Source organism: Nocardia macrotermitis (genome assembly GCF_009604405.1).
In the GTDB taxonomy this organism is placed as follows: domain Bacteria; phylum Actinomycetota; class Actinomycetes; order Mycobacteriales; family Mycobacteriaceae; genus Nocardia; species Nocardia macrotermitis.
This window is the reverse complement of sequence record NZ_WEGK01000002.1, coordinates 720297-730806: the sequence shown is the minus strand read 5'-3', so window position 1 is coordinate 730806 and position 10510 is coordinate 720297. Positions and strand designations below refer to the sequence as shown.

At 65.4% G+C, this 10510-nt stretch carries 11 protein-coding genes; 5 read left to right on the top strand and 6 right to left on the bottom strand.

Annotated elements, in window-relative coordinates; genetic code table 11:
- Positions 1-76 precede the first annotated feature (76 nt).
- From NRB20_RS07160 to NRB20_RS07140, 5 genes are all read left to right on the top strand, one after another.
- Positions 77-310: a transposase gene (locus NRB20_RS07160; RefSeq protein ID WP_153408559.1), complete on the top strand. Its 234-nt coding sequence runs from the start codon at positions 77-79 to the stop codon at positions 308-310.
- A 422-nt stretch (positions 311-732) separates the two neighbouring features.
- Positions 733-1980, top strand: coding sequence for a molybdopterin-dependent oxidoreductase (locus tag NRB20_RS07155; protein WP_227833241.1), 1248 nt, complete (start codon positions 733-735; stop codon positions 1978-1980).
- 1 nt (position 1981) lies between these two features.
- Positions 1982-2467: a hypothetical protein gene (locus tag NRB20_RS07150; protein ID WP_153408557.1), complete on the top strand. Its 486-nt coding sequence runs from the start codon at positions 1982-1984 to the stop codon at positions 2465-2467.
- Positions 2468-2581: 114 nt separating this feature from the next.
- Positions 2582-3739, top strand: coding sequence for a helix-turn-helix domain-containing protein (locus NRB20_RS07145; protein WP_153408555.1), 1158 nt, complete (start codon positions 2582-2584; stop codon positions 3737-3739).
- Positions 3740-3762: 23 nt separating this feature from the next.
- On the top strand, positions 3763-4272 hold the full coding sequence (locus NRB20_RS07140; RefSeq protein WP_153408553.1) for a hypothetical protein: 510 nt from the start codon (positions 3763-3765) through the stop codon (positions 4270-4272).
- Positions 4273-4392: 120 nt separating this feature from the next.
- On the opposite strand, the gene NRB20_RS07135 is transcribed toward NRB20_RS07140, so the two are convergent.
- From NRB20_RS07135 to NRB20_RS07110, 6 genes are read right to left on the bottom strand one after another with little or no spacing between them, the layout of a single operon-like run.
- Positions 4393-4833: a cupin domain-containing protein gene (locus tag NRB20_RS07135; RefSeq protein WP_153408551.1), complete on the bottom strand. Its 441-nt coding sequence runs from the start codon at positions 4831-4833 to the stop codon at positions 4393-4395.
- Between the two features lie 59 nt (positions 4834-4892).
- Positions 4893-5825: an MBL fold metallo-hydrolase gene (locus NRB20_RS07130; RefSeq protein ID WP_153408549.1), complete on the bottom strand. Its 933-nt coding sequence runs from the start codon at positions 5823-5825 to the stop codon at positions 4893-4895.
- Complete coding sequence (locus tag NRB20_RS07125) at positions 5822-6595, bottom strand: creatininase family protein (protein WP_153408547.1); 774 nt, start codon at positions 6593-6595, stop codon at positions 5822-5824. Before NRB20_RS07125 ends, NRB20_RS07130 begins: the two co-directional genes overlap by 4 nt.
- Positions 6592-7920, bottom strand: a complete 1329-nt coding sequence (locus NRB20_RS07120) for an FAD-binding oxidoreductase (protein ID WP_319944577.1) — start codon at positions 7918-7920, stop codon at positions 6592-6594. Before NRB20_RS07120 ends, NRB20_RS07125 begins: the two co-directional genes overlap by 4 nt.
- Positions 7917-9086: a substrate-binding domain-containing protein gene (locus NRB20_RS07115; protein WP_153408545.1), complete on the bottom strand. Its 1170-nt coding sequence runs from the start codon at positions 9084-9086 to the stop codon at positions 7917-7919. The genes NRB20_RS07120 and NRB20_RS07115 overlap by 4 nt, the downstream gene beginning before the upstream one ends.
- Positions 9087-9120: 34 nt before the next feature.
- Positions 9121-10041 (bottom strand): ABC transporter permease, encoded by a 921-nt coding sequence (locus NRB20_RS07110; protein WP_153408852.1) that lies wholly within the window; start codon positions 10039-10041, stop codon positions 9121-9123.
- Positions 10042-10510 lie beyond the last annotated feature (469 nt).

The following is a 10510-nucleotide window of genomic DNA, read 5'->3' as shown; positions in this document are numbered from 1 at the left end:
CCGAAGTCTTCAGCTGACACCCCACAACCCGAGCCGACTCGTCCACCAACCCGGCCCAGCGGCAAAGGAAACCACGATGACCACCGCCGAACAACTCGAAGCCAGAGGCTACGCCAAAGGGTTCAAGGAGGGCTACGCCGAAGGGCTCGCCGAGGGGCAAGCCATCGTGCTGATACATCTGCTGACGATCAAGTTCGGGCCGCTCACCGACCAGATTGTCAACAGAGTCGAAGCCGCGGACACAGCCCCTCTCCAACGGTGGGGCGGACTGATGTTGATCGCGACATCCCTCGACGAAGTCTTCGGCTGAACCCCGTGCCCCGAGCCGACTCCTCGATCAACTCGATCCCCGAGTCTGTTCGAGAGTGGTGACCAGCGTCGAACGCGAGCTACTCGGCGGCGCTGAAGCACTGAATTACGTTGCGGGCCTTGATATAACGGCGACCATCAGCTGAGCCAGCTTCACGATCTTCCGCGGCCTTCGGGACCGCACAGGTTCACCACGGAAGCCGCTCCGGACCGCCACACCCCGTCCGTCACTGTTTCGTCATCCGCCCAGGCAGGGCATCGGAATACACCGTCCAATCGCGGCTCGAGCACCGCTGCCCGCCACAAAAACCGCAGGTTACGACGTATCTTCAGCGGACAGCCAGCGAATCACGGCACCGCCGATCTCGAATGCGGAAGCCGACGGATTCGCGTCGTTCGCGCGCGACGGGAGACGGAGTGATGATGCGGGAGCGGATTCGGCCGCGGTGGCGCAGCCCGTTGCGCGGTCCGTGGCTGACGTCGGTGTTCGGTGTGGTGCTGCTGGTTGCGCTGCCGATCGTTACGGTGACCGGGTTGCTGTCATATATCGCGTACGGGCCGCGGTTCGGGCAGGCGATGCCGGGGCAGGTCGGGGGTCTGGCGCTGCCGAGTTTCGACTGGCCGACGCGGCCGTCGTGGCTGTACCGGCTCACGCAGGGGGTGCATGTCGGGTTGGGGCTCGCACTCGTACCGGTCGTCGCGGCGAAGTTGTGGTCGGTGATTCCGCGGCTGTTCGCGTGGCCGCCGGTGCGGTCGATTGCGTCGGCGATCGAGCGGGTGTCGTTGGTGATGTTGGTCGGCGGCGTGCTGTTCGAGATGGCCACGGGGATCCTGAATATCCAGTACGACTACATATTCGGCTTCTCCTTCTACACCGCGCACTACTTCGGGGCGTGGGTGTTCATCGCCGGATTCGTCGCGCATGTGGCGGTGAAGCTGCCGCGCATGATCGAGGCGCTACGTTCGCGATCATTCTTCGCGGTGCTGCGTACGTCCCGCGCCGATACCGAACCCGAGCCACCCGACGCCGACGGTCTGGTCGCGACCGATCCCGCCGAGCCGACCATCAGCCGTCGCGGCGCGCTGGGGCTGGTCGGCGGTGGGGTCGCGTTCGTCGTGGTGCTCACCGCGGGCCAGACCGTCGGCGGAGTCACCCGGCGGGCCGCACTGCCGTTACCTCGTGGACGCGCAGAAGGCCGCAGCCCCAACGACTTTCAGATCAACCGCACGGCCATCGCGGCCGGTATCACCACCGCCGACACCGATCACTCCTGGACGCTGAGCCTGCTCGGCGGCACCGTTCCGATCCACCTGGACCGAGCGACGTTGCTGACCATGCCACAGCATTCCGCGCGACTGCCCATCGCGTGCGTCGAAGGATGGTCCACGACGCAGACCTGGACCGGAGTGCGCCTGCGCGACCTGGCGCGCCACGCCGGTGTCGAGCGCCCCACTTCGGCAGCGGTGTCTTCGCTCGAACGGGCCGGAGCATTCAATCACGCAGTGCTGCAAGCGAATCAGGTGCTCGACCCGGACGCACTGCTGGCGTTGCGCGTGAACGGCGCGGACCTGTCCCCCGACCACGGTTACCCGGCGCGCATCATCGTCCCCGCCATGCCGGGCGTGCACAACACGAAATGGGTCTACACCATCGAATTCCGGAGGTCGTGAGATGTTCGTCCGGCACTGGAAGCGCGTCTACGGCGCACACCCACTGCACCTGCTCGTCCTGTTGGCGGCCTTCGCCCTCGCCGCCTACACCGTCTGGACGCTCGGATTCGACACCCTGTGGAACCACCACGTCTGGTGGCAGGCGATCGGAATCTGGTTCGCCGCCGCCATCATCGCCCACGACCTCCTACTCTTCCCCGCCTACGCCCTCCTCGACCGCACCCTGACCACCCTCTCCACCCGCTTCCACCCGCGAATCCCCCCGCTGAACCACCTCCGAATCCCCCTCCTCGGCACCGGCCTGTCGTTCCTGATCTTCTTCCCCGGCATCATCGAACAGGGCGCAACCACCTTCCACACAGCCACCGGAGCCACCCAACAACCGTTCCTCCTACGCTGGATCCTCTTGTCCACCACCATGTTCGCGGTCAGCGGGGTTGTCTATGCGATCCGGATTCTGCGTGCCTGGCGGCGACCTCGCCCCTGAGCGGCTCACCGCACGACGATCGCCACACAGGGGGCGGACATGCCGGGAATCACCGCATCCGATCCCACCCAGAAAGTGTTGGGAAATTCCCAATATCTTCGTTACACTGGCCGTATGGACGAGGAACTGCTGGCGGTAGGTGATCGGATTCGGTCACGTATGCCGTCCGGCATGAGTCAGCGGCAGCTCGCGGAGCGCGTGAGCATGAAGACCGACGCGTTGTCACGCGCATTGAACGGACAGCGAGGGTTCTCATCGGTCGAACTCGCCCGGATCGCCGACGAACTCGACACCGAGCTGTACTGGCTGGTGACCGGCGAGCCGGATCCGCATCGCGTCAGAATCGCCGCGCGGCACAGTTGGGACGCCAGCCAGCGCATTCGAATCAATCCGGGCCGGCGGCGTGATGACGAACTCTTGCAACGTGTAGCCGAAGTTTACGAAGCAGCCTTTCCGGAGGGGCCTTCGCCGAGCGCGCCGCTACCCGACAGCGCATCGGTCATGCGGGAGATGCTCGGCGAACATTTCGTGAGAAATTACGACGAGGTCGTCGAGAATCGACTGAGGGTCGATGTCGTCCGCTTGCCGATGTTGTCGACCGACTACTCGCTGAGTATCGGTTCACGGGCAGTCGTGATACTCGCGACGACACCGTACTGGTTCCGAAGCAATTGGTCATTGGCTCACGAGCTGGCACATTTTGCCCTCGGACACCACAGCGGAGAGACCGATCCGAAAAAGAGCGATGAGACTCCCGCGGATCTATTCGCGGCAGAGCTGCTCCTACCCGAGAACCTGATCACCCAGCAGGATTGGCGACGGATGAGCGAACGCGACGTAGCCGAATTACTCTGGCGCACAGGCGTGTCCACGATGGCATTGAAGAATCGGCTGACCTCGTTGGGCGTGCAGGTGTCGGCGGAAGTCGTTGCAGCTCTGACGCAAACCACACCGAGCCTGATTCGCGCCAACGCGAACGAAACCCGAACAGCGATCGGTGGCACGATCCAGTTGACCGTACGTCAGCAGCAGTCGGCAACCCGGATGTTCCCGTCGGCTCTGGTCGACGCGCTGCAGTGCAGAGTCGAGTCCGGCGCCATCTCACCCGAATATCTCGCATGGGTGCTGGACGTACCTGTAGACGACATAGATTTCCCCGAACCCGACGATGACAGCGAGTTCGACGACGCCTACGAGCGAGTACTCGCCGCCCGCCCGAGCCATGCCGACCTGGAGGAATGGTTGACTACAAATAGCCAGCCCACGCAGTGAATCCTGCCGATATCCGATGGAGCATGATCACCGAACGCACCGAGGCAAGAAAGCACCCGTTCCAGCAATTCACCTGTACGGAACCCCGCCCCAAGTCTCCACACGGGCGAACATTGCCGCATCCGAAACCGTGGGAATGGACCGCGCAAAGCATCCTTCGACGGAGCTCGGAGTGTTTGAAGGCGGGCAGCCTGCTGGTGGTCGGGCGGTCCGTATCCAGCGCCGAGATACTCGCGGTCGCGCACGTGATTCCGGAAGCGTCCGAGTCCTATTTCTCCGCGTATATCGCCGCAATCGGCGTAAGCAGAGTCGCACGTGGCCAAGGCGGGGGCATCGCGGACCGTACATTGGCGGAAGTACGCACCGTTGTTCTCGAATCCGCGCGCGGAAGCGAGGCGATGGCAGTGCTGGCGACCGCGAATATTCATACCGCGAACCTTTCGAGCCAACGCCTGTTCGAGCGCTCGGGCTATGAGCCGAGGTCGGTTCCCAGCGGGGAGTATCAACAATGGGTTTGCCGTCTCGACGCCTGACACGGCGACCGAGATAGCCGCATCAAGTGGTTGAACTGGATTGAGCAGGTTCTGGTCCGGCCTCCGATGCACGCAGTCGGGGGCAGCGGCAAGATTCGTGGGGATGGCATGGAGGGCCTGTCAGGAGATGCCGAATCCCGTTGCGAGAGTTTGGATGTCGTCGGTCGACAGCGGAACCGAGGTGCCGCGGGAGACGAGGGCGGCGAAGCCGTTGTCGTTGGACATGATGGTCAGGGTGTGGAGGGGGGTTGTGGGGGAAGTGTTGATTATTCGGTGTTCGGAACCTGGTTGGAGGATGAGGATGTCGCCGGGGGTGAGGTCGGTGGTGTGGTGGTCGCTGTGGGCTCGGGCGGTGCCGGAGAGGACTATGAAGATTTCGGCCGAGTCGGGGTGGGAGTTCAGGGGTTGGGAGCCGCCGGGGTCCCAGATTTCGAGGAAAACGCTTGTGTCGGAACCTTGTTCGGGGCCTGCGAGGGTGCAGAGGCGGACGTTGTCGCCGGGGGCGATGAGGGATGCGGAGAGGTCTTCGAGGTGGCGTACTACGGGGGGTTCGCCGGGCATGGTCGGGTCCTTTCGGAGTACGGATGTTCTTGCGGCACGGGGGATTCGGGCGGCGACGGTCAGGTGGGCCGCGGGGCTGCCGGAGCGGTCAGGAGAGTTACCGGGCCACAGTCGTGACGGGTGACCGGGTGGCCGAGTAGGTCGTGGCCGGGACTGGATGTGGTCGTGTCGGCGAGTAGTGCGTCGGCGGCGGTGGCAACGTCGGTCACCGCACTGGCTGGCAGATCACAGCAAAGATTGTGTGCGGCAAGAACTCTCGCTACAGGTAGCAGAGCAAGCCGACGCGTGGACGCGGCGAAACTCACCGGGTCGGCACCGTGGCCGTGCAGCCAGTGTGCCGCGCCCAGTACGGTGTCGCCGGACAGCAGGATGCCGCTTTCGCGCTCGAACAGGCACAGGGTGTCCGGAGCGTGCCCGGGCGTGTGCAGCACCTCGAGGCGACGGCCACCGAGATCGATGACCTCGCCGTCGGCAAGAGTGCGGGTGACGGGTGTGGCCGGGATTCGCCAGTCGGACAGCTCGGGCATCGGGCGCATCCGACCGAAGCGGGCCTGCGTGAAGAAGTACCGATCATCCAAAGCCCGAAACCGCTCGTATTCGGCGGCCACCCCGGTCATCGCAACGGTGTACGCCGCGAGAAACCCCGGATCCACCGCATCGTGCCTGAACCCGGAACCAGCTTGCGCCGCAACAGGATGCGCGGCGAAATCCACAACCTCCGCATGCGAAGCCAGATCCGCATTCCCCCCACGATGATCCGCGTGATGATGCGACGAAACCACCAGCACCGGCAACGCCGTCAACCCCGAAACCACCTGGGACACCGGCGCGATCCCCATCCCCGAATCGAACAGCAGCGCCATCCGCGTCCCGATCACCAGATAACTCGCCACATGCCCCGGCTCATCGAGCCGATGAATCCCCGCCGCCACCTCGCGCACGTCGAACCACTCGTTCGCCGACGCGAAACACGCTGTGCCACTGTCGATCATCGGCGAACCCGGCCGGGATCGAACCGCGCGACCTCCGGCAGCGCCTGCACCAGACCGTCCACCGACGCCCCGAACAACTCCGCACCGATGGCGGCATCGGCACCGGTCGGATCCCCGATCACGCCGGACTCGTCGAAATCGTCCGCCAGCCAGCCGAATCGGACCGGTTTGCCGAACCCGATCTCCTTGTACTCGGTAAGTGCGTGCGGCACAGCGGCTTTCGCAAGGGACATATCCACCAGATCGGGCCGCAGATGCAGCATCACCGACGTCTCCGCCCACCCGGCGTGGATACCGAACCCCTCCTCGGTCGGACCCGGATTCGCCGATCTGGCATAGAGAAACGTCTGTAGATCGAACCGCCGCCGCAACTCCCGCAACGCCACCTCGAGCAGCGCCGAATTCCCGCCGTGGCAGTTCACGAACAACAACCGGCGCGCCGGAGTGGCGGCGATACTGCGCCCGAGATCGATCAGGGTCCGCATGAGCGTATCGGCGCTGATCCACATCGCGCCCGGAAAGTGTGAGTGCTCATCGGATTTCGTGTATCCGAGCCCCGGCAGCAACCACGCGTCGGTGCCCTCGGCCACCGCCCGCTCGACGCCCGCGGCCGCAACCGCTTCCGCGACAACGAGATCCGTGCGCAGCGGCAGATGCGGACCGTGCGGTTCGATGGCGCCGGTCGGCAGGACCAGCACCGAATCGCGGTTCAGGCTCGCGCCGACCTCGGTCGTGGACAGATCCGCGAATTGGCGGGTGTGTAGGGTCATGCGCGCCACCTTCCAGGGTTGAGCAGGCCTTTCGGGTCGGTGTCGAGCGCGATCGCCCGGACCCGATCGGCATCGAGATCGACATAGGACTGATGCGGGGAATGCACGCCGACGCCGAGCGCCTCGAGTTCGGGCACACCCGCGTAAACCTGTTCGGCACTGTGGAATACGCCGTTGAGCATCCCGGCCATGGTGCCGTGCCCGGCCTCGAGATGCAGCATGCCGCCCTCGTACACGGCCTCCACCTCGGAGAGCCGCTCGACCAGCGCGTCACCCTGGCATTCCATGTGAAAGTAGGTGTCCGGCACGGCTTTCTGCAACCACCAGGTCGGATGGTTGTAGGAGATGGCGCTCATACGCACCGTCTGCGCCAATCCGGAACGCACCGCCTCGACGCGACCACCGGCCGCCTCCAGTATCGCGATGCTCTCCTCCAACGCCGCCGCGTCGATGATGCCGCGCACGCTGGCCCGCCCGCGCACCAACGCCGGATCCGCGGGCAGCGTGTCCACGATCGGCGCGGAATCGGCCGACAGCAACCGCGGCGCGGGCGCGCAGTTCGCCACCCGCCGGGCCGCCGCGAACGCCTCCCGATGATGAGAGAAGCTGGCGTACAAGCACTTCCAGTCCTGTAGCGGCTCCAACCGCACGGTCGCCGCGACGATGACGCCCGCGACACCGTAGGTGTGCACCAGCGGCTGCGCGTCCTCCCCCTCGAGGTGCACGATCTCGGCGTCCTCGTGGCCGTAGACCACGTCGAGGGATTCCACGAAACCCATGTGGTTGCGGCCGTGCACGATGGTGCCGGTGCCCGCGGAACCCCCGGCGAGGAACCCGCCGAGCGTGGACTGCACGGTCGACGGATACATCCACAGCTGCCGGTCCGCCGCCCACGCCGCCTTCTCCAGCGTCAGCATTCGGGCTCCGGCCTGCGCGGATATGGTCGTCTCGGTGTGTCCGGTGAGCTGCGCGAGCGAGGTCATATCCATCACCAGCCCGCCGAAACGCGGCACCACCTGGCCGTAGTTACCGGTACCCTTGCCGCGCGCGGTGATCGGGACGCCGCGGCGCACGGCCGCCCGCACGATGGCGGGGATCTGCGCCGCCGTCTTCGGGTAGCAGACCGCGTCGGGCCGCCCCAGCGGTTGTTGCGCCGAGAGGATCGGGCTCAGCCCGGAACCGTCCCGGGACGCGCGGTCGCGGGCCCGATCGAGCGTGCTGACCCCGCGCGGTCCGAGCAACGCCAGCAGATCGTCGACGAGCGCGTCGACGTCCTCGGGACCGAACTCCGGACGTAACGCGGCGCGGCTCGGTGCGGCGGTCACGAGGTGAGTCCGATCTTCGGGTCGATGAACCGGTTCGTCGCCACCTGTTCTGGCGTAATTCCCTGTGGCACAGTCACTTTCTGTGCGGCGAAGATCGGCTTGGTGATATCGATGAGATGCTGCAACCGCGCGGTGTCGAAGCCGCCCAGCGTGCCCGAACCGGCGATCACACCGTCCGACCGCATGTGCTGCAACGCGAAGGCGGCATTGCCCTGGTCGTACACCCAGCCGGTGTCGAACTTGTCCACCGCCTGCACGATCAGCGCGTCGACGCGGCTCGGATCCGCGACGTAGTCGACCTCGGCCCGCTGCAACACCGGCACCAGCCGCTGCAAACACGCCGCCTGCGATTCGAGCTGCCCCGAACGCACGCTCAGCGCGCCCTTGTACGCCTGGAAACCGGTGTCGTGCACGAGCTGGTACGCGACCGGCTTGTGCCACTGCGCGATCTTCTGTTCGTACAGATACGGTTCCGAGCTGATGTAACCCTGCTGCGCCTTCTTGCCGCCGGCCGCGACGAAATTCGCCGGAGTTCCGTCGTAACTGCCGTCCACCTGCGATTTGTTCAGCAGTCCGGCACCGGTCAGATAGTCCATGTAGGTCGCGCCCTGGAAGTACAGCACGGTCGCGCCCGCGGTTTTCAGGTCGGCGATGGCGTGCGCGTTCGGGTACGTGGCGGGATCCCACATGATCATCAGCGGGCTCTTGTCGAACGGCGCGAAAACGCCGGTCGTCGGGGTTGTCGCGGCACTCTGGATCGAGGTGTCGGAGTCGACCAGGCCCAGCATGATCGACTGGTCCTGATACATCTGCGAGGTCACCGTCTGAGAGCCGATCGCCGGGCCGCCCGCGCGGATCTCGACGTCCACGCCGGTGTACTGGCCGTGCGCGAACAGCGGCCCGCTGACCTTCTTACCGGCCGCGTCGATGACCGGGTCGGGGCCGAGCAGCTCGTAGAAGCCGCCGTGTTCGGCCTCCGGATTCCAGTCGGTCTGGATCACGACCTTGGCGGGGCAGACGGACTTCAGATCGATCGTGCCGATCGGGCCGCTGTAGCCGGAAATCGCTGCGGGACTGTCGGTTCCGGAACATCCGGTCACGGTGGCCAGACACAGGGCCGCGGCCGCGGAAATCAGCTGCCACCGGCGGGAAATACTTGACATCATCACTCACAAAGGGGGAGAAGCGGTTTGGGAGAATTCAGTTGCGTGCGTCGTCGTACCAGGAACCGACGGCGCGGCGGGAGAGCCAGCCGAATACGGTGAACACCACCACGCCCAGCGCCGCGGCGAGCAGGACGGCGGCGAACAATTCCGGGGCCTGCAAACGCGATCGGTAGTTGTCGATGAGGATACCGATTCCGGGATCGCCCTGCTTGAAGAAGAAATCGCCGACGATCGCGCCGACGATGGACAGGCCCGCCGAGATCCGCACACCGGCGAAGATGGCGGGCAGCGCGGCCGGGAATTCGAGTTTGCGCAGCACGGTCAGGCGGCCGACACCGCGCAACGCGAACAGCTCACGCAATCCCCGATCCACCGACCGCAGGCCGAACAGCGTATTGGACACCACCGGGAACAACGCGATCAGCACACAGACGAAAACCCGTGCCACGAAACCGAATCCGAACCAGAACCCGATCAGCGGCACCAGCGCGAGAATCGGCAGGCATTGCAGCACAACAGCATACGGAAACAGCGCCACCTCGGCCCACCGCGCCTGCGACATCAGTACCGCCCACCCCACCCCGATCGCGATCGCGATCACCAACCCGACCCCCGCCACGGTCGCGGTCCGCTCCAACGCCTGCCACATATCCGGCGCGGCCGGTCCCAGCAGCCCCTTCGTGATCACCTCGTGCGGTGGCGGCAACAGAAACCTGCGTGCCGGGGACAGAATTTCGTAACTCGCGAAGTACCAGACCGCCAGCACCAGCACGAGCACCGCCGCCGGACCGAGTACGGGCGCCAGCCGCCGACGTCCGGCGAAAAGGCGTTTGCGCGCGGGTTCGACTGCGACAGAGGATGTTTCACCCTCGGCACCGGCAGGACTCGTCAGCTCGGACTCGATCACATCGGCCGGAACTACATCGGTCTCGGCCCCCACTCCGAGCACGTCCATACTCGATACCACCGGGGACACGTCTCCTTCCTCGGATTCGAAGACCGCAGCCGCATCGGCATCGGCATCGGCATCAGCATCAGCATCGGCATCGGCATCGGCATCGGCATCGGCATCGGCATCGGCATCGGCATCGAAACTGTCCGAAGTCGATATCCCGCCCGTGTCAACCGGCGCAGGCTCGGACTCGCCGCCACGGGCGGAGGTTGTCTCGGAAATCACTGCCCCCGTCTCGGGAACCGAGGGCACTTCGGCACTCGTCGCTCCGGCTACCAGCGCCTCGCCATCGGCCCCGACGCCGCCTGAAGTCGGCACCCGGTATGAATCGACCGGCACAGCAGGCTCGGCTTCGACTGTTCGAACGGGCGCTGCCTCGGAAATCATTGTCTCGGAGTCAATTTCGGGTGCATCAGGGCCGAACGCAGCCCGGGAGCCGGTCGGATCATCTTGAATCGCTTCGGATTCGGGG

Coding starts and splice junctions, on each gene's coding strand:
- NRB20_RS07160 (WP_153408559.1), top strand. CDS start 77: ATGACCACCGCCGAACAACTCGAAGCCAGAGGCTACGCCAAAGGGTTC.
- NRB20_RS07155 (WP_227833241.1), top strand. CDS start 733: ATGCGGGAGCGGATTCGGCCGCGGTGGCGCAGCCCGTTGCGCGGTCCG.
- NRB20_RS07150 (WP_153408557.1), top strand. CDS start 1,982: ATGTTCGTCCGGCACTGGAAGCGCGTCTACGGCGCACACCCACTGCAC.
- NRB20_RS07145 (WP_153408555.1), top strand. CDS start 2,582: ATGGACGAGGAACTGCTGGCGGTAGGTGATCGGATTCGGTCACGTATG.
- NRB20_RS07140 (WP_153408553.1), top strand. CDS start 3,763: ATGATCACCGAACGCACCGAGGCAAGAAAGCACCCGTTCCAGCAATTC.
- NRB20_RS07135 (WP_153408551.1), bottom strand. CDS start 4,833: ATGCCCGGCGAACCCCCCGTAGTACGCCACCTCGAAGACCTCTCCGCA.
- NRB20_RS07130 (WP_153408549.1), bottom strand. CDS start 5,825: ATGATCGACAGTGGCACAGCGTGTTTCGCGTCGGCGAACGAGTGGTTC.
- NRB20_RS07125 (WP_153408547.1), bottom strand. CDS start 6,595: ATGACCCTACACACCCGCCAATTCGCGGATCTGTCCACGACCGAGGTC.
- NRB20_RS07115 (WP_153408545.1), bottom strand. CDS start 9,086: ATGATGTCAAGTATTTCCCGCCGGTGGCAGCTGATTTCCGCGGCCGCG.
- NRB20_RS07110 (WP_153408852.1), bottom strand. CDS start 10,041: ATGGACGTGCTCGGAGTGGGGGCCGAGACCGATGTAGTTCCGGCCGAT.